Below are 22,186 nucleotides of genomic sequence, written 5' to 3'. Positions count from 1 at the left end.
ATGTACCGAGAGCGTGCCTCGCGGCTGGCCGGCGCGGTGGTCTGGGCGCGCACGGTGGAGCCGGGCGCCGTCCGCCCCGTCCTGCCGGACGGCTGCATGGACCTGCTGTGGCGCGACGGGAAGCTCTTCGTCGCCGGTCCCGACACGCACGCGTACGTACCGGACGCGGACGCCGGGGCCCGGTTCGCGGGCGTGCGCTTCGCACCGGGCGCGGGACCTGCGGCCCTCGGCGTACCGGCGCACGAGCTGCGCGACCGGCGCGTGGACCTCGACGCGCTCTGGCCGGGCGGCGAGGTGCGCCGCCTCGCCGAACGGATCGCCGAGGCACCGGACCCGGCCACCGCCCTCGAGGCCGTGGCGCTGACCAGGACCGGGGAGCCGGACCCGCTGATGCGGTCGGTGGCGGAGCGGCTCGCGGCGGGCGCCCCGGTCGCCGCGACGGCCGAGGCGGTCGGGCTCGGCGCCCGCCAGCTGCACCGCCGCTCCCTGGACGCCTTCGGTTACGGCCCCAAGACGCTCGCGCGCGTCCTGCGCCTCCAGCGGGCGCTCGACCTCGTGCTGGCGGGCGTGCCGTACGCGGAGGCGGCGCTCGCCGCCGGGTGCGCCGACCAGGCCCACCTCGCCCGCGAGATGCGCGGCCTGGCCGGCACCACCCTCACCGCCTACGCCGAGGCGGCGAAGAGCGAGACGCCCACCCCGTCCGGGTCGTGGAGCGTCGCGTAGCGCTGCCCCCAGAAGGCGTCGAAGGGCTTGAGGTGACCGGCGTACCCGGCCGCCACCAGCTCCTCGTACACCCGGTCCACCTCGTCGGGGCTGTCGCAGGCGAAGGCCAGGTCGGCGCGGCCGCCGCCCTGCGGGCGGGTCCAGTCCGGGTCGAAGGAGCGGATCACCTCCTCGGTGTCCCACAGGATCCGGGTGCCGCCCGGGAGCGTGTGCTCCACGTGCGGCTCGCTGTCGGCCCCGGCCGGGATGTCGAGGCCGAGGCGGCGGTAGAAGGCGAGCGAGGCGGCCATGTCGGAGACGATCAGGCCGATGGAGTCGAATCGTGCGTTCATGGCTTCAACGTAGGCGCGGCCCCGGCAGGGGTCTTGTACGAAACGGACATGGACGCGGCCGCCCGGGCCCGGAGCCGCCGGGGCGCGCGCTCCGCTTCCGCACCTCCCTTGGCGCACTCTCCCTGCCCGGCGGCGTCCGGCCGCGTAGCGTGGGCGCATGGCTGCCGCCGATCAAGTGACCCGGACCGCGCCGAGCCGACCGGCCGCGCGCCCTCCGCATGCGGACACCGTCCGCCTCGCCCTGGTCGGCGCCGTGCTCGCGCTCGCCTGCGGCGCGGTCCAACTGGCCACCGGCGCCTGGCGGCTGCCGCTCGGCTGGGACGAGACCGTGTACGTCAGCCAGGTCGACCCCCGGGTCCCCGACGCCTTCTTCAGCGAACCCCGGGCCCGGGGCATCAGCTGGCTCGCCGCGCCCGCCGCCCAGCTCACGGGCTCGGTGCCGGTGCTGCGCGCCTGGATGCTGCTGCTCGCGGCCGCCGGGCTCACGCTCGCCTTCCGCCCCTGGCTGACCCTGGTCGGCCGCCGGGTCGTGCTGCTCGCCGCCGTCCTCTTCGCCGGGCTGTGGGTGGTGCAGTTCTACGCGGGTGAGGTCATGCCCAACCTGTACGTGGCGTACGGCGCGCTCGCCGGGGCGGGCTGGTTCCTGCACGCCGGCGGGGACCGCGACCGGCGGCGCGGACCACTGCTCGCGGTGGCGCTGAGCGTGGCCTTCACGGCGCTGGTGCGGCCGTACGACGGCGGCTACTTGGCGCTGGCCCTGCTCGCGGCGGTCCTCGCGGTACGGGCCTGGCGGCATCCGCGCCTGGCCGCAGCGGTGCTCGGCGGGCTCGCCGTGGGGGTGCTGCCCTGGGTGATCGAGGCGTATCTGCGTTTCGGCGGCCTCCTGGAACGGGTGCACGGCGCGGGCGAGGCACAGGGTGGGCTGAGCCTGCACAACGCGCTCGGCATGAACCTGATGACCCTCAACGGCCCGCTGCTGTGCCGCCCCTGCACCTCCGGTTGGCCCAACCCGCAGGTGAGCGCGGTGTGGTGGCTGGCCCTTCCCCTGCTCACCGCCCTCGGCGTGCTGTGCGCGGCCCGCGCGGGGCGGGCGCGCACGGCGCTGCTCGCGGTGTGGTGCGCGGCGGCGCTCGGCGTGCCCTACCTCTTCGGCATCGGCTATGCGGCGCCGCGCTTCCTCATCCCCGCGTACGCGCTGCTCGCGCTGGTCGTCGCGGAGTGCGCGGCCGGAGCGGTGGAGGCGGCGAAGGGGCGGTGGCGACCGGTCGTGGTGGCCGCCCTCGCGGTGTGCCTGGGGCTCCAGCTCTGGGGCCAGTACGGGATCATGGACCGGCGCACCGCACGCCAGCAGGCACTGCGCTCCGACGACGAGTGGCTGGTGGCCCGGCTCGGCGAGTACGGCATCCGCCCGCCCTGCACCATCGTCGGCGAGCAGTCCCAGCCGCAGGCCTTCTACGGCGGCTGCTCCTCGCAGGCCAGCGACCGCGCCGACCGCACCCAGACGGTGCCGGGCATCGTCGCGGCGGCCCGGCGCACCCCGCTGGCCCTGGTCCAGCCGACGCCGGGCCCGCCCGCCTACGCCCGGTCGTGGCCCGCCCACAAGGTGGTCACGCCCCGGACGGGGACGGTCTGGTACGTCTTCCTGGCACCCGCTCCCGGGACCGCCCTCCGTTAAGCTCTTTGCATGGGAGCGCAAGTCGAAGGCTGGGACACGGAGAGCGCCGACCGCGCCGTAGCGGTGCTGAAGGCGGTGGCCGATCCCTCGCGCTACCGGCTGCTGTGGGCGCTGAGCGGCGCCGAGCTGCCGGTGAGTGCCCTGGCCGAGCTCCTGGGCGCGCACGTCGCCGCGACCTCCCAGCACCTGGCCCGGCTGCGCACGGCCGGTCTGGTGACCTCGCGCCGGGAGGGCACGCGCATCTACTACCGCGCCGCCGGTCCCCGCGTACGCGGCCTCCTGGAGGAGGCGTCCCTGGTCGCCCTCGCGGCGAGCGCCGAGCCCTCCGCCGAGGTCCCGGCCCCGGAGGCGGCGACCGCACCCCGGACCCAGGAACGCCCGGCCCGCGCACCCCGAGCCCTGGGCGTGCGCCGCGCCGCGACCTGAGCGGACGGCCCGGTCCACAGGGCGGCCCAATCCATAGGGCGGATCGATACTTGACGGGTGACGGATAGAAAACCGAATGGGTCGGCCGCGCCATCGCCCCACCGCCCGGGCCCGCCCGCCCCGGACCGCCCCGCCCGCCCCCACGCCCCCCTCGACCTCACCCACCTGCGCACCTTCCTCGCCGTCCACCGCACCGGCAGCTTCACCGCCGCCGCGCGGCTGCTGAGCCTGTCCCAGCCGACCGTCACCACGCAGATCCGCGCCCTGGAGCGGCAGCTCGGGCGGGAGCTGTTCGAGCGGCTGCCGCGCGGAGTGGCCCCGACGCCGTACGCCGACGACCTCGCCGCCCGCGTCGCCGCCCCGCTCGACGCGCTCGCGGCCGTCGCCGACCGGGGCCCCGGCGACGGCGCGCCCGCGCAGCCCGTGCACCTGGCCGGACCGGCCGAGTTCCTCTGCGTCACCGCGCTGCCCGCGCTCGCGCCGCTGGTCGCGGACGGGCTGCGGCTGCACGTCGTCACCGGCCTCTCCGACGAGCTGCTCGACGGGCTGCGCGCGGGCCGCCACGACCTGGTGGTCTCGACCGTGCGGCCGCGCGGGCGCACCCTGACCGCCGTACCGCTGGCCGACGAGGAGTTCGTGCTGGTGGCCGCGCCCCAGTGGGCTCGGCGGATCGGCGCCGGGCACGTGGCGGCGGACGGCCCGGCCGCGCTGGCCGGGGTGCCCCTGGTGACGTACGCCGAGGACCTGCCCATCGCCCGCCGCTACTGGCGCCACGTCTTCGGCCGCCGCCTCAGCGGCGAGGCCGCGCTCACCGTCCCCGACCTGCGCGGCGTCCTGGCCGCCGTGACGGCGGGCGCGGGCTTCACGGTCCTGCCCCGCTACCTGTGCCGCGCCGACCTCGACGCGGGCCGCCTGGTCGCCCTGCTCGAACCCGAGGACGCGCCGATCAACACCGCGTACCTGGTCCAGCGCCCCGGCGCCCCCGACAACCCCCAAGTCACGCGCGTACGGGACCGACTGCTGGCGCTGGCGGGGGAGTGGTGAACGGGCGCGAACAAATCAGTTGGCCGGGGTCGGGGCCCGGCGTTATGGTGACTGCGTTCCGTACGGTGGCCGTTGGCCGACGTACTCCGGCTGTGAGATCGACCCGGGAGGTGTGACCGATGGCTGTCATTGCGATGGGCGCTGCCCTCATCCAGAAGCACATCCATTCCACTCCCGTGGCCGCCGGCTGAACCCAACGCACCGCCGGGGCCACCCTTGTGAAGGGTCTCCCCTTGTCTTCCTCCTCTGCTTCCCAGCAGTCGTCCTCGCAGCAGTCCTCCACCGCGCACGCCCTGTCTCCCTACGGCTGGGACGACGACTGGGCCGCCGCCTTCGCGCCCTACGCCGACCAGGGCCTCCTGCCCGGCCGCGTCGTCCGCGTCGACCGGGGCCAGTGCGACATCGTCACCGCCGGCGGGCTGCTGCGCGCCGACACCGCCTTCGTCACCCCGCACGACCCGATGCGGGTCGTCTGCACCGGTGACTGGGCCGCCGTCGAACCCGCCGGCGACCCCCGGTTCGTCCGCGCGTACCTGCCGCGCCGCACCGCCTTCGTACGCAACACCTCCTCCAACCGGTCCGAGGGGCAGATCCTCGCGGCCAACGTGGACCACGCGATCATCGCGGTCTCGCTCGCGGCCGAGCTGGACCTCGGGCGGATCGAGCGGTTCCTGGCCCTGGCGTGGGAGTCGGGCGCGCAGCCGCTCGTCGTCCTCACCAAGGCCGACCTGGTGCCCGACCCGGTCGGGCTGTCCTACCTGGTCCAGGACGTGGAGACCGCCGCGCCCGGCGTCCAGGTCCTGCCCGTCAGCTCGGCGACCGGGGACGGCGTCGAGGTGCTGCGGGCGATCGTCTCGGGCGGCACCAGCGTGCTGCTCGGCCAGTCCGGCGCGGGCAAGTCGACGCTGGCCAACGCGCTGCTCGGCGCGGACGTGATGGAGGTGCAGGCCATCCGGGACGTCGACGGCAAGGGCCGGCACACCACCACGACCCGCAATCTGCTCGCTCTGCCCGGCGGCGGCGTCCTCATCGACACACCGGGGCTGCGCGGGGTCGGCCTCTGGGACGCCGAGAGCGGCGTCGGGCAGGTCTTCGCGGAGATCGAGGAGCTGTCCGGGCAGTGCCGCTTCCACGACTGCGCCCACGAGGCGGAGCCGGGGTGCGCGGTGCTCGCGGCGATCGAGGACGGCTCGCTTGCCGAGCGGCGCCTGGAGAGCTACCGCAAGCTGATCCGCGAGAACCGGCGGATCGTCGCCAAGACCGACGCGCGCCTGCGCAACGAGATCCGCCGCGACTGGCGCATCAAGTCGGCCGAGGGCCGCGCGAACTACGCGGCCAAGCGGGGCGGCGGCCGCTGACGGCCCCGGGGATTCGGACACGGCGCCGCGAGCGCCGTGTCCGAATCCCGCGAGTCGAACCGCCCGGCCTCGCGCACACTGGACGTGTGACCACGTACGAAGAGACCCAGACGTACGAGACCGACGAGACCCGGTACGAAGCCGTCAGCAGCCGGGACGCCCGCTTCGACGGCGAGTTCTTCTTCGCTGTGTCGACCACCGGCATCTACTGCCGCCCCAGCTGCCCGGCCGTGACCCCCAAGCGCAAGAACGTCCGCTTCTTCCCGACGGCGGCCGCCGCCCAGGGCCACGGCTTCCGCGCCTGCCGCCGCTGCCGCCCCGACGCGGTGCCCGGCTCGGCGGAGTGGAACGTCCGCGCCGACGTGGTGGGCCGCGCCGTCCGGCTGATCGGCGACGGCGTGGTGGACCGCGAGGGCGTCCCCGGCCTCGCGGTGCGGCTCGGGTACAGCACCCGGCAGGTCCAGCGCCAGCTCACCGCGGAGCTCGGCGCGGGCCCGGTCGCCCTCGCCCGCGCCCAGCGCGCCCACACCGCCCGGGTGCTGCTCCAGACCACCGGGCTGCCGGTCACCGACATCGCCTTCGCGGCCGGGTTCGCCAGCGTGCGGCAGTTCAACGACACCATCCGGCAGATCTACGCCCGTACGCCCAGCGCCCTGCGCGAGGAGTCCGGGACGAGGACCGGACGCGGCTCGGCCGCCTTCGCCGCCGGGATCCCGCTGCGGCTCGCGCACCGGGGCCCGTACGCGGCGCGGGCGGTCTTCGACCTGCTCGCCGAGGAGGCCGTCGCCGGGGTAGAGGAGATGACCGGCGAGCCGGGCGCGCGCACCTACCGCCGCACCCTGCGGCTGCCGTACGGCACCGGCATCGTGGCCGTCGACGAGGCGCGCCCGCGCCGGGGCGGCTGGCTGGAGGCCCGGATCCACCTCACCGACCTGCGCGACCTCACCACCGCCGTGCAGCGGCTGCGCCGCCTCTTCGACCTGGACGCCGACCCGTACGCGGTGGACGAGCGCCTGGCGGCCGCCCCCCGGCTCGCCCCGCTGGTCGCGGCCCGGCCCGGGGTGCGCTCGCCGGGGGCGGCGGACCCGGACGAGTACGCGGTACGGGCGCTGGTGGGCCGGGAGGCGGCGGGGGAGCTGACCGAGGCGTACGGGAAGCGGCTCGACGTGCCGTGCGGCGAGCTCACCCACCTCTTCCCGGAGCCCGGCACGCTCGCCGCCCACCCGGATCCGGCCCTGGCCGCGCTCACCACCGCGCTCGCGGACGGCACCCTGCGCCTCGACGCGGGCGCCGACCGCGAGGAGGCGGTACGGACCCTGCACACCCTGCCGGGCCTCGACGCCCGCACGATCGCGGAGATCCGCATGCGGGCGCTGGGCGAGCCGGACGTCGGCTTCGACGAGGAGGCCGAACTCTGGCGCCCCTGGCGCTCGTACGCCCATCGGCACCTGAGCGCGACCGCATAGGGCCGTACGGCCTCGGCCGACGCGCGCACCCCGCCCCCGTCTGGGAACGTCGGTACATGATCCGTCTCGCCCGCGTCCCCCTGGACCGGTGGTCGGCGCTCGTGCCGGCGCTCGCCCTGGTGCTGCTCGCGTTCACCTGGGGGCGGTCGCTGCCCTCGGGCCTGGTCGCGCTGGTGGCCTGCTTCCTGGCGGGCGCGGTGCTGGCGGCGGTGCACCACGCGGAGGTCGTGGCGCACCGGGTGGGCGAGCCGTTCGGCTCACTCGTGCTCGCGGTCGCCGTGACGATCATCGAGGTCGCGCTGATCGTCACCCTGATGTCGGACGGCGGCGACAAGAACGCCACGCTCGCCCGCGACACCGTCTTCGCCGCCGTGATGATCACCTGCAACGGGATCGTCGGTGTCTGCCTCCTCATCGGCGCGCTCCGGCGCAGACTGGCCGTCTTCAACCCCGAGGGCACCGGCGCCGCCTTCGCCACGGTCACCACGCTCGCCGGGCTCAGCCTGGTCCTGCCGACCTTCACCACCAGCAAGCCGGGCCCGGAGTTCTCCACCGCGCAGCTCGTCTTCGCCGCCCTCGCCTCGGTGGCGCTGTACGGGCTGTTCGTCGCCACCCAGACCGTGCGCCACCGCGACTACTTCCTGCCCGTCACCCAGCAGGGCGAGGTGCTCGACGAGGAGCACGCCGACCCGCCGTCCGCCCGCACCGCGCTGATCAGCGTGGGGCTGCTCGGGGTGGCCCTGGTCGCGGTCGTCGGCCTCGCCAAGGGCGTCTCGCCGACCATCGAGCGCGGGGTGGCCGCCGCCGGGCTGCCCGCCTCCGTCGTCGGCGTGGTCATCGCCCTGCTCGTGCTGCTGCCCGAGACCATCGCCGCCTCCCGGGCCGCCGCCCGCGACCGGGTGCAGACGAGCCTCAACCTGGCGCTCGGCTCGGCGATGGCGAGCATCGGGCTGACCATCCCGGCCGTCGCGCTGGCCTCGGTCTGGCTGTCCGGGCCGCTGGTCCTGGGGCTCGGCGCCAGCCACATGGTGCTGCTCGCGCTCACCGTGGGCGTGGGCATCCTCACCGTCGTCCCGGGCCGCGCGACCCCGATGCAGGGCGGCGTCCACCTGGCCCTCTTCGCCGGATATCTGGTGCTCGCGGTCAGCCCCTGACCCGACGGCCGGAACACGACGCTCCCAAGCCGCCCCGCCCGCCGCCGTGTTGACGCGCCCCGGGCCGATGACGCACGATCAAAATATAGATGCTGGATACATCTTGGTCGGCCGGGATCCCCGCCCGGCCGGAGAGCGGGAGGCATCCCATGTGTGGCATCACCGGCTGGATCTCCTTCGACCGCGAGCTGCGGACCGAGCGGGCCACCGTCGACGCGATGACCGAGACGATGGACTGCCGGGGCCCCGACGACCGGGGCACCTGGATCTCCGGTCCCGCCGCCCTCGGCCACCGCAGGCTCGCCATCATCGACCTGCCGGGCGGCCGCCAGCCCATGACCGCCCGCACCGACGAGGGAAGCGTCGTCCTGGTCTACTCGGGGGAGACGTACAACTTCACCGAGTTACGCGCCGAACTGGCCGCCCGGGGCCACCGGTTCGCCACCGAGTCCGACACCGAGGTCGTGCTGCGCGGCTATCTGGAGTGGGGCGAGGCCGTCGCCGACCGGCTCAACGGGATGTATGCGTTCGCCGTCTGGGACGAGCCGAAGCAGCGCCTGGTGATGATCCGCGACCGGATGGGCATCAAGCCGTTCTACTACTACGAGACCGCCGACGGCGTGCTCTTCGGCTCCGAGCCCAAGGCCGTCCTCGCCAACCCGCTGGCCCGCCGCTCGGTCGGCGCCGACGGCCTGCGCGAGCTGTTCGTCACCGTGCGCACGCCCGGCCACGCCGTCTGGGACGGGATGCGCGAGGTCGAGCCGGGCACCGTCGTCACCGTCGACCGGGGCGGGCTGCGCCGGCACGTCTACTGGTCGCTGCGGACCCGGCCGCACGAGGACGGCCGCGCGGACACCGTCGCCCGCGTACGGGAGCTGCTCGACGACATCGTCCGCCGCCAGCTCGTCGCCGACGTGCCGCGCTGCGTCCTGCTCTCCGGCGGCCTCGACTCCTCGGCGCTGACCGCGCTCGCCGCCCGCCGCCTCGCCGCCGAGGGCGAGCGCGTCCGCAGCTTCTCGGTGGACTTCGTCGGCCGCACCGAGAACTTCGTGGCCGATGTCCTGCGCCCCACCCCCGACAGCCCGTACGCCCACGACGTGGCGCGCGCGGCCGGGACCCGGCACCGCGACATCGTCCTCGACGCGCACGCCCTGGCCGACCCGGAGCTGCGCGCCCGGGTGGTCCGCGCCCGCGACCTGCCCACCGGCCTCGGCGACCTCGACACCTCGCTGCACCTGCTCTTCCAGGCGGTGCGCGAGCACTCGACGGTCGCGCTCTCCGGCGAGTCCGCCGACGAGGTCTTCGGCGGCTACCGGCAGTTCTTCAGCGAACAGGCCCGCACCGCCCGCACCTTCCCCTGGCTCGTCCACCACGACCAGGACTTCGGCGACGGCACCTCCCTGCTGCGGCCCGAGGTCACCGCCGCCCTCGACCTGCCCGCGTTCGTCCAGGACAGCTACGACACGGCCGCCGCCGGGGTCGAACGCCTCGACGGGGAGAGCGGGTCGGAGTACCGGATGCGGGTGATGAGCCATCTGCACCTCACGCGGTTCGTCCGGATGCTGCTCGACCGCAAGGACCGCGCCAGCATGGCCGTGGGGCTGGAGGTGCGGGTGCCGTTCTGCGACCACCGGCTCGTCGAGTACGTGTACAACGCGCCCTGGGCGCTGAAGTCCTTCGACGGGCGTGAGAAGAGCCTGCTGCGCGAGCCGGCGGCGGACGTGCTGCCCCGGTCGGTCTACGACCGGGTCAAGAGCCCGTACCCCTCGACGCAGGACCCGAAGTACGCCGCCGCCCTCCAGGAGCACGGCAAGGACCTGCTGGCCCGCAGCGGGCACCCCGTCTTCCAACTCGTCGACCCGGGGCGCCTGTCGGCCGCCGTGCGCGAGGCGGCCCCGCAGACCACCCAGGCCGCCCGCAGCGGGCTGGAGCACGCCCTCGACCTGGCCGTCTGGTTCGACATGTACGCGCCGAGGATTACACTCGCCTGACCTGGATGCGGTGCGGGGGGCGACGGACGGGCGATGATCATCGACGACGATGCGGCGCTGCAACTGGTGATCTCGCTGCACCGGTTGCTGCGCAGTCTGCGCCGGGCCGCCCCGGCCGACGGGATCCAGCCCACCCAGATAGTGGTGCTCTCGCTGCTCGCCGAGAGCGGGCCCGCCCGCATCGGCGAGCTCGCGGCCCGGGTGCCGTGCTCCCAGCCGACCGCCACCTCGGCGGTCGCGGGGCTGGAGTCGACCGGGCTCGTGCTGCGCGAGAGCGACCCCACGGACGGCCGGGCCGCCCGGATCGTCCTCACCGAACAGGGCGCCCGCGCCCTGGTGGACGCCGCCCGCGCCGAGGCCGAGGTGCTGGCCTGGCGGCTCGGCGCGCTCGGCGCCGAGGAGGCCAGGGCGGTCGTCGCGCTCGGCCCGCTGCTGCGCCGCCTCGCCGAGGTGGCCCACGACGGCTCCGACCCGGCGAGCCGGGCGTAGTTCAGGCGTCCTCCAGCCCCCAGCTGTGGATCTTCCGCGGCCGGATCCGGATCAGCTCCTCGCTGAAGTGCGGGCCCAACTCGTGCGGCCCGGTGAGCAGTTCGGCCTCGCCCCGGATCTCCACGCCCCGCACCCGCCAGGGCCGTACGCTCACCACGTCGTCCACGACCAGCGCGAGCCTCGGGTTCGCCAGCAGGTTGCGCCACTTCTTGGTGGTGCCGAGGGCGTAGCCGCCGATCAGGATCGTGCCGTCGTCCTGCGGGAAGAACCCGACCGGGTTCGCCTGCGGCTGGCCCTTGGGGTCCACGGTCGCCAGCCGCCCCAGCCGCTGGGACTTCAGGTACGCGCGCTCGGCCGCGCTGAATTCGGTCATGGCCCCAGCGTCACACGCGTACCCGCCGAAGGTCATCGGCTCCGGGAACCAGAGCGCCCGGGCCGTACGACCTACGTCCTCACCTCGGCCGGGACGCACCGGCTCAGGCCCAGATCGCCACGCCCACCCACGCGCCCACCACCAGCAGGCACGCGAAGAGCTCCACCAGGACCGAGTACCCGCCGGACCGCAGCACCGTACGGGCCGAGGTCCAGCCCGCCCCGTGGCTGCCGAGCCGCACCCGCTCGGCCCCGTAGAGACCGCCCAGGAAGCCCAGGATCCCGCCGACCACCGGGAGCAGGAAGAACCCGGCGATGGCCGCGACGCCGCCGGTCAGCAGGGAGCGCCGGGGCGCGCCGGCCGCCTTGAGGCGCCGGGGCGGCATGACCAGCTTGAGGGACTGGGCGAGCAGCAGCAGGCCCGTCGCCCCTGCCAGGACCGCCCAGGCCGTGCCGGTGGCGTCGCTCAGAGCCCACCACGCCACGGCGGCCCACACGATCGCAAGCCCGGGCACCCCGGGCACCAGCACGCCGAGCAGCCCGAGGAGCATCACCAGGCCCATCTCCAGGAGCTGCCACACGCCCACCTGCCCAGCGTGCAGTAAAGAGAACGTCTCCGCAGGTCCGGGCCCGGCCCCCGGCCCCGCATCCGGCCGGATCACGCCCCCGCCGCCCGGCCGCTACCGGGCCACCCAGCCGCGCTCGTACGCGTGCCAGCCCAGCTGGAGCCGGGTGGTGACGCCCGTCAGCTCCATCAGGCCCTTCACCCGGCGCTGTACCGTCCGCAGCCCCAGATCGAGCTGTTTGGCCACGCTCGCGTCCGTCATCCCGGCCAGCAGCAGCGACAGGACCTCCAGGTCGGTCGCGTCGGGGCCGGACGACTCCTCCCGTACCGCCGTGCCCGCGAGCCGCAGCGGCAGCGCGTCCCGCCACACCGCCTCGAAGAGGCCCATCAGGGACTCCAGGAGGCCGCTGGCGTGCACCACCAGGGCGGCGGGCTCGGCGTCCCGTCCGGTCAGCGGCACCATCGCCAGGCTCCGGTCGGCCACCACCAGCTTGGTGGGCACCCGGTCGACCGTGCGCACCTGCTCGTCGCGCCCGAGCGCCGCCGTGACCTCGGTGATCCCGGCGGGCAGGGCCAGCACCTCGCGCTCGATGACCACCCGGTAGACGACCCCCCGGGTCGCGGCCCGCTCCTCGGACTCGTTGTCCATCCCGGTCACCGCGATCGGATTGCCGGTGACCAGCGCGCACACCTCGTCGGTCGCGCCGAGCTGGAGCTGGTGGAAGCGGTGGGCGACGGCGGACGCGCCGGTCACCACCTCCACCAGGTCGTGCACGGCGGGCTCGGCTGCCTCCGCCCGGTACTCCTCGGCGAGCAGCGCGGCCGCCAGCTCCGCCTGCTCCAGCTCGTGGCGCTGCTGGGTGAGCAGGGCGCCGAGCGCGACGCCGGGCGGGGCCGCCACCCACCGCCCGGTGCGGGCCGAGGACTGGGCGGCCAGGCCCTGGCGCTCCAGGCGGCGCAGCGCCCGTTCCGTGTCGGGCTCGGGCAGCGCGAGCCGGTGCGCGAGGTCGGCGACCTCGGCCGCGCCCAGCGCCACCAGCGTCCGGTACGCCGACTCCTGCGTCTCGTCCAGGCCTATCGCTCCGAGCACCCTCGTCCGCCCCTCTCGCGCCCGCTGTCCACGCGTGGCGGGAAACGGCCACGGCGCAAACCCGCCTCACAACATCATCCCCGCACCTTCCGTCGCTCTGCCAAGGTGGCGCAACCGCAGTACCAACAGCCGTCGGCAACAAGGCATTTGTGCGCTTTGCGCGCGGAGTGTTTTGTTCCGGATTCACCTGGGGAGAGCGATGCGTCCGATATCGCGTACGGCTCTGGGAGTGGCGACCGCCGCCGTCCTGGCCGTCACCGCGGTTTCGTCGCCGTCCGTGGCCACACCACCGGACGCCGCGACCGCGAAGAGACCGATCACCGGCGGCGAGGCCGCCGCCCGCCAACAGGGGCGGCCGGTCACCGTCACCCTGGTCACCGGCGACCGCGTCCTGGTCAGCCGGGACTCCGCCGGGAAGGCGGTCGCGGCCACCGCGCTGCCCCGCGAGGACGGCACGACCGCGCTGGTGCAGACCCGCCGCTCGGGCGACGACCTGTACGTCTACCCGGAGGGCGCCGTCACCGCCCTCGCCGCCCACCGCGCGGACGAGCAGCTCTTCAACGTCTCCGGCCTGATCCGCCAGGGCTACGACGACGCGCACACGAAGACCCTGCCGCTGATCGCCGTCTACGACCCGGCGGGCGCCCGCTCCCTCGCCCCCGCCCCGCGCGGTGCCACCCGGGGGCCCGCCCTGCCCGCCGTCGACGGCGTCGCCCTCAAGGCCGACAAGGCGAAGGCCGCCGACTTCTGGGCGGACGTCACCGCCCCCCGCTCGCGCGCCGCGAACTCCCTGAAGAAGCTCTGGCTGGACCGGAAGGTCGAGGCGAACCTCGACAAGTCGACCAGGCAGATCCGCGCGGACCTCGCCTGGGCCGCCGGATACGACGGCAAGGGCACCAAGGTCGCCGTCCTGGACACCGGCGTCGACGCCGAGCACCCCGACCTCAAGGGCCGCATCGCCGCCGCGAGGAACTTCACCGACTCCGACTCCACCGACGACCACCAGGGCCACGGCACCCACACGACCTCCACCGTCGGCGGCTCGGGCGCGGCCAGCGGCGGCAAGAAGAAGGGGGTCGCCCCCGGCACCGCCCTGCTCGCCGGAAAGGTCCTCAACGACAGCGGCTCCGGCGCCGAGTCGTGGATCATCGCCGGAATGGAGTGGGCCGTCGACAGCGGGGCCGACGTCGTCTCCATGAGCCTCGGCAGCCCCGAACCCACCGACTGCACCGACCCGATGAGCACCGCCGCCGAACAACTCGCGCAGAAAAAGGGCACGTTGTTCGTGGTCGCGGCCGGGAACTCCGGCCCCCGCCAGAACACCGTCTCCTCGCCCGGCTGCGCCCCGAGCGTCCTCACCGTCGGCGCCGTCGACCGCGACGACTCCACCGCGTACTTCTCCAGCCGGGGCCCGGCCCCCGTCTCGCACACCCTGAAGCCGGAGATAGCCGCCCCGGGCGTGGGCGTATCCGCCGCCAACGCGGGCGGGCGCGGCATCTACGCGTACCAGTCCATGAGCGGTACGTCGATGGCCACCCCGCACGTCGCCGGCGCCGCCGCGATCGTCAAGCAGCGCCACCCCGACTGGAGCGCGCGGCAGATCAAGGCCGCGCTCGTCTCCTCCGCCAAGGCCGACGTCCCCGGTGACGTCCGCGAGACCGGCGGCGGCCGCCTCGACGTGAAGGCGGCGATCGACGCCACCGTGCTCGGCGCCCCCGCCGTCCAGGGCGGCACCTTCAACTGGCCGCAGGACAGCGGCGACCGCACCAGCGTCGACGTCCCGTACACCAACACCGCCGCCAAGCCCGTCACGCTCTCCCTCGCGGTCCGGGGCGTCACCGGCAACGACGGCTCGCGGGTGCGCTCCTCCATCGCCGTGCTCGCCCGGCGCACGGTCACCGTCCCCGCCGGGGCCACCGTCCAGGTCCCGCTGCGGCTCGACCCGGCCGCCCACCTGGAGCGCAGCCAGTACGGCGACGTCACCGGCCGGGTCCTCGCCACCGCCGACGGCGTCAGCGTCTCCACCCCGTTCTCGCTCTACGTCCAGCCGCGCACGGTCACCCTGCGGGTCAAGGTGATCGACCGGCTCGGCAGGCCCGCGAACGGCCCCTCCTCGCTCGACGTGATCGGCATCGACGACGCCACCGGCGAGCGCCGCTTCAACGAGGGCGCCGCCGACCAGCTCTACACCCTGCGCCCCGGCGCGTACTTCCTCTCCTCCTTCGTCGCCACGCCGGACGCGGGCCAAGGCGCGACGCTCAACGACTCGCTGACCTATCTGGGGCGCCCGCAGCTGGAGTTGACCAAGGACACCACGGTCGTCCTCGACGCCCGCAAGGCGCACCGGCTCGGCATCGCGACCGACCGGCCCAGCGAGGCCCGCGCCACCACCCTCGCCTTCTCCCGCGCCTGGGACGGCTACTGGCTGCACGCCGGGACCGCCTCCGGCGGCTCCTCGATCAAGGGCTACTACGCCTCGGTCGACGGCCGCGCCCACGACGGCACGTTCGAGTTCGGCAGCTACTGGCGGGCCTACGCCCCGCTCGTCTCCGAGCTGCGCACCGCCGACGGCACCGCGCTCCACCCGGTCACCGCGGGCACCGGCTCGACCAACCTCGACGGCACCGGCCGCGCCCGCCTGGTGGACGCCGGATCCGGCACGCCCGAGGAGCTCAAGGCCGCCGGGGCGCGGGGCGCGATCGCGCTCGTACGGATCCCGGACACCGGCACCTCCGTCTCCCAGACCGCCCGCGACGCCAAGGCGGCCGGAGCCGTGGCCGTCCTCGCCCACCGCTCCTCCCCGGCCCGCTGGGCTCCGTCGGGCGGCTTCACCGGTCCCGAACTCCCGGTCCTGGCGGTCGAGTCGGGCGAGGCGGCGGCCCTGCTCGCCAAGCTGGGCGCGGGCGAGGTGGAGCTGCGCTGGAAGGCCACGGCGAAGAGCCCGTACGTCTACAACCTCGCCTTCCCCGAGTCCGGGGCGATCGGCTCCGACCGCACCTACCGGGTCCGCGACGGCCGCCTCGGCAAGGCCGAGTCGACCTACCGGGCGATGGGGGTCGCCACCGACTACATCGACAGCGCCGCCGCCTACCGCCCCTCCGGCGCGGCCGTCTACTCCGGCACCATCGACCTCGTCCCGGCCCCCGGCATCCGCACCGAGTACTACTCGCCCGGCGACACCGCCTGGGACCACCTCACCTCCTCCAGCTTCCCGTTCGGCGAGTCGATGACCGACCGGCGCCGCACGTACACGGCGGGGGAGAGCCGCCGGGAGAGCTGGTACGACGGGGTCGTCTCCCCGGTCGCCCCGCGCGACACCGACGGCAAGGAGGTCCTCGCCGCCGAACGGCAGGGCAACCTGATCGGCTTCGCCGCCGCGATGTGGGGCGACGGCGGGCACTACGCGCAGCCCGGCTCGTTCGGCGACATCGGCGGTCTGGTCCTGCGCCGCGACGGCGAGGTGATCGGCGAGAGCGGCTGGCCGTTCGGGGTCTTCGAGGTCCCGGCCCAGGACAGCGCGTACGAACTGGAGCAGCGCGTCGAGAAGATCGGCGGCCCGGCGAAGGTCTGGCAGCGCTCCACGGCTGTCCAGACGGTGTGGAGGTTCCGCTCGAAGCTCGACGAGAACGTCTACTCGCAGGGCCTGGGCATCCTCTTCCCGCGCTACTCCCTGCCGGAGGACGGCCTCAAGACCCTCCCGGCGGCGAGCGGTCAGCGGATCGGCCTGTCGGTGACGGGCCACGCGGGGTACACCCCGGCGGCCCTCACCTCGGCCCGCCTGTCGTACTCGTACGACGACGGCGCCACCTGGACCGAGGCCGCCGTCACCCACCGGGGCGACTCCTGGTCGGCCTCGGTCGACCACGTGGGCGCGACCGGCAGACAGGTCACTCTGAAGGCCCAACTGACGGACGCCCACGGCAACTCCGTCACGCAGACAGTGACACGCGCGTACGCCGTGCGGTAGTCACCACGGTTCGCCGGGCGGCCCTGACTGTGGGGGAAGGGCCGCCCGGCGGAGGCATGTCCGCTCGCCTTCGCGTGCGGGGTGCGGATTTGTGTGCTGACCACTTTTACCCGTTCCACCGTTTTCGTACGGCCCGTGCGGTGGACAATAAGGGCATGAGTCAGCAGGGGGAGAGGCGCACCTCGGACGACGACTGGTGGGCTCGCCTGTACGACGAGCCCGCCCCGGACAACTCGCCCGCCGCCGCGGGCGACACCCTCGACGACCGCTTCAACTCCGTTGCGGAGGCGGTGAGTCCGCCCGTGCCGGACCCCCGGTCCGGGCCGCGGCCTCCGCAGTACGCGCCGCGCGTGCCGGACCAGCCCGCACCGCAGGACCGAATCGATCCTGCGGAGACGGCCGGACCCGAACCCGAGGACATGCCGGGTCCGATCCCCCAGGGGATCCTGCCCCGGGCCCCCTGGCAGCCGCCCGGCAGCACGGCACCGCCCGGCTCCCGCCGCACCGGCGGCTGGTGGGAGCCCGCCGACTCCCTCCCGCCGCTGGCCCCGCCGCCGCCCGGGTACGAGCCCGCCGTCCCCCCGCCGCCGGCGCGGCCGCCGGAACCCCAGCGGGTCCAGCCGCCACCGGCCCCGCCCGATCCCCCCGCCACCGTCACCGCCCCGTCCGAAGCGGCCCCCGAACCGCCGCCGCCCCCCGCGCCCCGGCCTCGTATCGGCCATGTGGGGGACCGGCCGCCCACCTACGACGCCGATCCCACCGCACTGCCGAACGCCCGGCCCGACGGCCTGGACGAGCTCGTCGCGGACACGGTCCTGGACGGCGCCCGGTACGGGGCGTACGTACTGCGCGCCGCCTCCGTGCGCGGCGACTCCGCCCGCTACCGGGGCGAGCCCCGCCGCGACGCCCTGCTCACCGCCCGGTTCGGCAACGGCGAGGACGCGCTGGTCCTGGTCGCCGTAGCCAGCGGCATGCGGGCCTTCGAGGGCGCGCACCTCGCCGCCGCCGACGCCTGCCGCTGGATCGGCGGTGCCATCGGCCGCAGCCACGCCCGGCTCGCCGACGACATCAGGGCCGGGCGCCGGGGCGACCTCAAGTCCGGGCTGCACCGGCTCACCGACCGCAGCTACGGCAGACTGCGCGCCCGGGCCGCCGAGCTGGGCGCGGAGCCCGAGGAGTACACGGCGGGCCTGCGCTGTCTGCTGCTCTCCGCCGACCCGAGCTGCCGCACCCGGGTCTTCTTCGGGGTCGGCCCCGGCGGCCTGTTCCGGCTGCGGTCGGGCGTCTGGCAGGACATCGAGCCCGCCCCGCCGGAGCCCGGCGAGGTCAGCGGCGCGCCCGTCGTCGGCTTCGGCTCGCCGCCCGCCGAGACCGCCGAGGGCGACCGGCTCACCATGGACCTGCACACCGTGGAGCCCGCCCGCCCGTACATCGACCCGCCGCCCCCGCCCGCCGAACCCTTCCGCTTCCGCGCCTCCGTCGCCCGCCCGGGCGACACCCTGCTGCTGTGCAGCGGCGGGCTCGCCGAGCCGCTGCGGGGCGAGCCCGCGCTGGCGAAGGAGCTGGCCGAGCGGTGGGCCGGGGACGGGCCGCCCGGGCTCGCCGAGTTCCTCGCGGACGTCCAGCTCAGGGTGAAGGGGTACGCCGACGACCGTACGGCGGTCGCCGTCTGGGAGGCGTGACGCGGCGGGCCGTGGATGAATGGGAGCCATGGCCAGACAGAACGTGGCAGAGCAGTTCGTGGACATCCTCGCCCGCGCCGGAGTGCGGCGGATGTACGGCGTCGTCGGCGACAGCCTCAACCCCGTCGTCGACGCCATCCGGCGTACCTCCGCCATCGACTGGATCCAGGTCCGCCACGAGGAGGTCGCCGCCTTCGCGGCCGGCGCCGAGGCCCAGCTCACCGGCACCCTCGCGGCCTGCGCCGGATCCTGCGGCCCGGGCAACCTCCATCTGATCAACGGCCTCTACGACGCCCACCGCTCGATGGCGCCCGTCCTCGCCCTCGCCTCCCACATCCCCTCGTCCGAGATCGGCCTGGGCTATTTCCAGGAGACCCACCCCGACCAGCTCTTCCGCGAGTGCTCGCACTACTGCGAGCTCATCTCCAACCCGCAGCAGATGCCCCGGCTGCTCCAGACGGCCATCCAGCACGCCATCGGCCGGGGCGGCGTCAGCGTGGTGGCGCTCCCGGGCGACGTGGCCTCCGAGCCCGCCCCCGACAAGGCCGTCGAGCACGCCCTGGTCACCGCGCTGCCGTCGGTACGGCCCGGCGACGCGGAGATCGAGAAGCTCGCCCGGCTCGTCGACGAGGCCAAACGGGTCACCCTCTTCTGCGGCAGCGGCACCGCGGGCGCCCACGCCGAGGTGATGGAGTTCGCCGAGCGCGTCAAGGCCCCGGTCGGGCACGCGCTGCGCGGCAAGGAGTGGATCCAGTACGACAACCCGTACGACGTCGGCATGAGCGGGCTGCTCGGCTACGGCGCTGCCTACGAGGCCACCCACGAGTGCGATCTGCTGATGCTCGTCGGCACCGACTTCCCGTACAACGCGTTCCTGCCCGACGACGTCAAGATCGTGCAGATCGACGTGCGGCCCGAGCACCTGGGGCGGCGCTCGCAGCTCGATCTGGCGGTGTGGGGCGACGCCAAGGAGACGCTGCGCGCGCTGACCCCGCGGGTGAAGGCCAAGACCGACCGGCGCTTCCTCGACAAGATGCTGAAGAAGCACGCCGACGCGCTGGAGGGCGTCGTCAAGGCGTACACCCGCAAGGTGGAGAAGCACGTGCCGATCCACCCCGAGTTCGTGGCGTCCGTCCTCGACGAACTCGCCGACGACGACGCGGTGTTCACCGTCGACACCGGCATGTGCAACGTCTGGGCCGCCCGCTACCTCTCGCCCAACGGCAGACGCCGGATCATCGGCTCGTTCAGCCACGGCTCGATGGCCAACGCGCTGCCGCAGGCGATCGGCGCCCAGTTCACCGACCGGAACCGCCAGGTGGTCTCGATGTCCGGGGACGGCGGCTTCTCCATGCTGATGGGGGACTTCCTGACCCTGGTCCAGTACGACCTGCCGGTGAAGATCGTGCTGTTCAACAACTCCTCGCTCGGCATGGTGGAGCTGGAGATGCTGGTCGCCGGGCTGCCGTCGTACGGGACGAGCAACCACAACCCCGACTTCGCGGCGATCGCCCGCGCCGCCGGTGCGTACGGCGTACGCGTGGAGAAGCCCAAGCAGCTCGCGGGCGCGCTCAAGGACGCCTTCAAGCACAAGGGGCCCGCCCTGGTCGACGTGGTCACCGACCCCAACGCGCTCTCCATCCCGCCGAAGATCAGCGCCGAGATGGTGACCGGCTTCGCGCTCTCCGCGAGCAAGATCGTGCTGGACGGCGGGGTCGGCCGGATGCTCCAGATGGCCCGCTCCAACCTGCGCAACGTGCCGCGCCCGTAAGGCCGTTCAGGGGTTCCGTAAGGCAGATGTCCACCCGGCCGTCTGGCGATGGGGTGATCCTCCGTGGTCAGTGCGTCTCCCGGGCGGGTGGCCGGAAGGCGGGCGCAACCGCAGGCGCATCCGGCCGCGCACGAGCGAATCCGGGGCCGGTGGCCGTTTTCAGCCTGTGACTCGCCTGTGGGTAAGGGGCGCTGCCATGGACTGCCCTCCCCTCCCGTGACCGGCCCGCATCCGCGCCACGAGCCGTGGAACCGCTCCCGCGGCGTATTCCGTCGGTCGTTGAGGAATCACCATGCGTGACGGGGGGTCGGTGGGGCATGCATCCCGTGAGGGTGTTCGAGACGGAAAGGGACGTGACGACGTGCGGGTGGGGGCTATGACTGAGCGTCAGGGAGGGGGCGGGCCCGAAATCAACGGGGCGTTCCGGGGAACGGGTGCGCGTGCGGTGCTCCAGGGGCAGCTGCGGCGCAGGGTGGGGCGGTCGGACCTGACGGCGGTGCCGGAAGTGCGGCGCGCGCTGCGGGAGTTGCTGGGGCACTGGAAGCACCAGGGGCCGGTCGACGTGGCCGAGCTGCTCACCTGCGAGCTGGTGACCAACGCGCTGATACACACGGACCAGGGGGCGGTGGTGACGGCCACCGTGGCACCGACCGGACTCCGCGTCGAGGTGCACGACTTCACGCCGGTGCTGCCCGATCCGTACGTACCGTCCGCCGACGACGGTACGCACGGCCGGGGGCTGCTGCTGGTGCAGGCGCTCGCGGACGCCTGGGGCGTGCGCGCGCACGAGGCGGGCAAGGTCGTCTGGTTCGAACTCGGCAGCGGGACGGCGTGAAGCCTCCGGCGCCGTCCGCGCTCAGCCGAACTGCTGCTCCAGATCCTTGAGCTTGCGCTCCAGGTGGTCCAGGCGCGGCAGCGTCTGGGTGTCGTCCTCGGCCGTGAGGTCGACGGTCCTGGACGCCGTCAGGGAGTCAGCGTGCGTGACGGCCTGAAGGGAGGGCCGGTTGCGAAGGGGCAGCTGTCCCGGCTCTATGGCGGGCTCCGCGACAGCCTTCGGCTGCCCGGAGCCCGCACTCGCCATGGACGGGACGTCGACCTGGCGGCCGCCCGGCCGCACCCGGCCCAGGCTGCCGCGGCCCTGACGGCTGAGCGCCTTCAGATGCGCCCGCTCCAGCTTCTCCTGCTCGCGCCGGCGCAGCCGGTTCTGCTCCTTGGCCCGCCGGTCCTCGCGGACCTCCTCGACCGCCTCGTCCAGCGTCCGCACCCCCTCCAGGAGCATCAGCGACCAGGCGCCGAACGTCTCGCGGGGGGCCCGCAGCCAGCGGACGATCCGGATCTGCGGCAACGGGCGCGGCACCAGGCCCTGTTCGCGCAGCGCCGCCCGGCGGGTCTGCTTCAGCGCGCGGTCGAAGAGCACCGCCGCCGAAAGCGACATCCCGGCGAAGAACTGCGGGGCGCCCGCGTGGGCGATGCCGCGCGGCGCGTGCACCCAGTTGAACCAGGCCGCCGCGCCCGCGAACGTCCACACGAGGAGGCGCGAGCCGAGCGCCGCGTCGCCGTGGCTGGCCTCGCGCACCGCGAGCACCGAGCAGAACATGGCGGCGCCGTCGAGGCCGAAGGGGACGAGGTACTCCCAGCCGTCGGTGAGGCCGAGGTTCTGCCGGCCGAAGCCGACCAGACCGTGGAAGGAGAGCGCGGCGGCGACGGCCGCGCAGCAGAACAGCAGCACATAGGAGGCGGTGCCGTAGACGGCTTCCTTGCGGCGGCGGCGCTCCTCGCTGCGCTCCCAGGTGTCGTCGCCGGACGCGCTCTCACCCGAGCGCTTGCCGCGCGTGAGGACGACCAACGCCACGACGACCCCCACGATCATCACGCCGCCCGGAAGCAGCCAGTCCAGAGATATGTCGGTCAGTCGCATGCGGTGTCCCTTGAATCACGTAAGGCGTTCCGGGCGCCATAGTGCTCCTGCCGCACCGGGCCGCAGGCGTTTTCGGGGCAAGAGGCCGCCATTGGCGGCCAGTGGCATACGGATAGGTGCGATCTGCTCGAACTGGCGTGGTGCTGGGGCGAGTTGGGTTCGA

18 protein-coding genes are annotated in these 22,186 nt (G+C 74.4%); 13 read left to right on the top strand and 5 right to left on the bottom strand.

The window, feature by feature from the left end; translation table 11 throughout:
• Positions 1–723, top strand: a complete 723-nt coding sequence (locus IE252_RS34425; RefSeq protein ID WP_190093388.1) for a DUF6597 domain-containing transcriptional factor — start codon at positions 1–3, stop codon at positions 721–723.
• Here the strand turns inward: IE252_RS34425 and IE252_RS34420 are convergent.
• Entirely contained in the window at positions 663–1,055 is a 393-nt protein-coding gene (locus IE252_RS34420; RefSeq protein ID WP_190093387.1) for a VOC family protein, read from the bottom strand. The two genes, IE252_RS34425 and IE252_RS34420, sit on opposite strands and share 61 nt — an antisense overlap.
• Positions 1,056–1,212: 157 nt before the next feature.
• On the opposite strand from IE252_RS34420, the gene IE252_RS34415 reads away from it, so the two are divergent.
• The 8 genes from IE252_RS34415 to IE252_RS34380 all read left to right on the top strand — a co-directional run bounded on the left by IE252_RS34415 (position 1,213) and on the right by IE252_RS34380 (position 10,658).
• Entirely contained in the window at positions 1,213–2,730 is a 1,518-nt protein-coding gene (locus IE252_RS34415; RefSeq protein ID WP_190093386.1) for a hypothetical protein, read from the top strand.
• Between the two features lie 9 nt (positions 2,731–2,739).
• Positions 2,740–3,156, top strand: a complete 417-nt coding sequence (locus IE252_RS34410; protein ID WP_190093385.1) for an ArsR/SmtB family transcription factor — start codon at positions 2,740–2,742, stop codon at positions 3,154–3,156.
• Positions 3,157–3,321: 165 nt separating this feature from the next.
• On the top strand, positions 3,322–4,200 hold the full coding sequence (locus IE252_RS34405) for a LysR family transcriptional regulator (protein WP_190093436.1): 879 nt from the start codon (positions 3,322–3,324) through the stop codon (positions 4,198–4,200).
• 233 nt (positions 4,201–4,433) lie between these two features.
• A complete protein-coding gene (gene rsgA / locus IE252_RS34400) occupies positions 4,434–5,558 on the top strand; it encodes a ribosome small subunit-dependent GTPase A (protein WP_190093384.1) in 1,125 nt (374 codons plus the stop codon).
• A gap of 86 nt (positions 5,559–5,644) precedes the next feature.
• Positions 5,645–7,024, top strand: coding sequence for a DNA-3-methyladenine glycosylase 2 family protein (locus IE252_RS34395; RefSeq protein ID WP_190093383.1), 1,380 nt, complete (start codon positions 5,645–5,647; stop codon positions 7,022–7,024).
• Between the two features lie 56 nt (positions 7,025–7,080).
• On the top strand, positions 7,081–8,178 hold the full coding sequence (locus IE252_RS34390) for a calcium:cation antiporter (protein ID WP_190093382.1): 1,098 nt from the start codon (positions 7,081–7,083) through the stop codon (positions 8,176–8,178).
• 149 nt (positions 8,179–8,327) lie between these two features.
• Positions 8,328–10,169 carry an asparagine synthase (glutamine-hydrolyzing) gene (gene asnB / locus IE252_RS34385; protein WP_190093381.1) on the top strand — a complete coding sequence of 614 codons (1,842 nt, stop codon included), beginning with the start codon at positions 8,328–8,330 and terminating at the stop codon, positions 10,167–10,169.
• Positions 10,170–10,202: 33 nt separating this feature from the next.
• Positions 10,203–10,658: a MarR family winged helix-turn-helix transcriptional regulator gene (locus tag IE252_RS34380; protein ID WP_190093380.1), complete on the top strand. Its 456-nt coding sequence runs from the start codon at positions 10,203–10,205 to the stop codon at positions 10,656–10,658.
• A gap of 1 nt (position 10,659) precedes the next feature.
• Here IE252_RS34380 and IE252_RS34375 read toward each other — a convergent pair whose 3' ends face one another.
• From IE252_RS34375 to IE252_RS34365, 3 genes are all read right to left on the bottom strand, one after another.
• A complete protein-coding gene (locus IE252_RS34375; RefSeq protein WP_190093379.1) occupies positions 10,660–11,031 on the bottom strand; it encodes a PPOX class F420-dependent oxidoreductase in 372 nt (123 codons plus the stop codon).
• Between the two features lie 103 nt (positions 11,032–11,134).
• A complete protein-coding gene (locus IE252_RS34370) occupies positions 11,135–11,617 on the bottom strand; it encodes a DUF456 domain-containing protein (protein WP_190093378.1) in 483 nt (160 codons plus the stop codon).
• A gap of 93 nt (positions 11,618–11,710) precedes the next feature.
• Positions 11,711–12,685, bottom strand: coding sequence for a helix-turn-helix transcriptional regulator (locus IE252_RS34365; protein WP_190093377.1), 975 nt, complete (start codon positions 12,683–12,685; stop codon positions 11,711–11,713).
• A 199-nt stretch (positions 12,686–12,884) separates the two neighbouring features.
• Here IE252_RS34365 and IE252_RS34360 point away from each other — a divergent pair, with 199 nt between their 5' ends.
• The 4 genes from IE252_RS34360 to IE252_RS34345 all read left to right on the top strand — a co-directional run bounded on the left by IE252_RS34360 (position 12,885) and on the right by IE252_RS34345 (position 20,940).
• Positions 12,885–16,652: a S8 family peptidase gene (locus tag IE252_RS34360; RefSeq protein ID WP_190093376.1), complete on the top strand. Its 3,768-nt coding sequence runs from the start codon at positions 12,885–12,887 to the stop codon at positions 16,650–16,652.
• 155 nt (positions 16,653–16,807) lie between these two features.
• Complete coding sequence (locus IE252_RS34355; RefSeq protein ID WP_190093375.1) at positions 16,808–18,334, top strand: protein phosphatase 2C domain-containing protein; 1,527 nt, start codon at positions 16,808–16,810, stop codon at positions 18,332–18,334.
• Between the two features lie 28 nt (positions 18,335–18,362).
• Positions 18,363–20,105 (top strand): pyruvate dehydrogenase, encoded by a 1,743-nt coding sequence (locus IE252_RS34350; RefSeq protein WP_190093374.1) that lies wholly within the window; start codon positions 18,363–18,365, stop codon positions 20,103–20,105.
• A 376-nt stretch (positions 20,106–20,481) separates the two neighbouring features.
• Positions 20,482–20,940 carry an ATP-binding protein gene (locus IE252_RS34345; RefSeq protein ID WP_190093373.1) on the top strand — a complete coding sequence of 153 codons (459 nt, stop codon included), beginning with the start codon at positions 20,482–20,484 and terminating at the stop codon, positions 20,938–20,940.
• Positions 20,941–20,961: 21 nt separating this feature from the next.
• Here IE252_RS34345 and IE252_RS34340 read toward each other — a convergent pair whose 3' ends face one another.
• Entirely contained in the window at positions 20,962–22,023 is a 1,062-nt protein-coding gene (locus IE252_RS34340) for a DUF2637 domain-containing protein (protein WP_190093372.1), read from the bottom strand.
• Positions 22,024–22,186 lie beyond the last annotated feature (163 nt).

The organism is Streptomyces melanogenes (assembly GCF_014649795.1).
Lineage (GTDB): Bacteria > Actinomycetota > Actinomycetes > Streptomycetales > Streptomycetaceae > Streptomyces > Streptomyces noboritoensis.
This window is presented reverse-complemented; position numbering and strand designations above follow the sequence as displayed.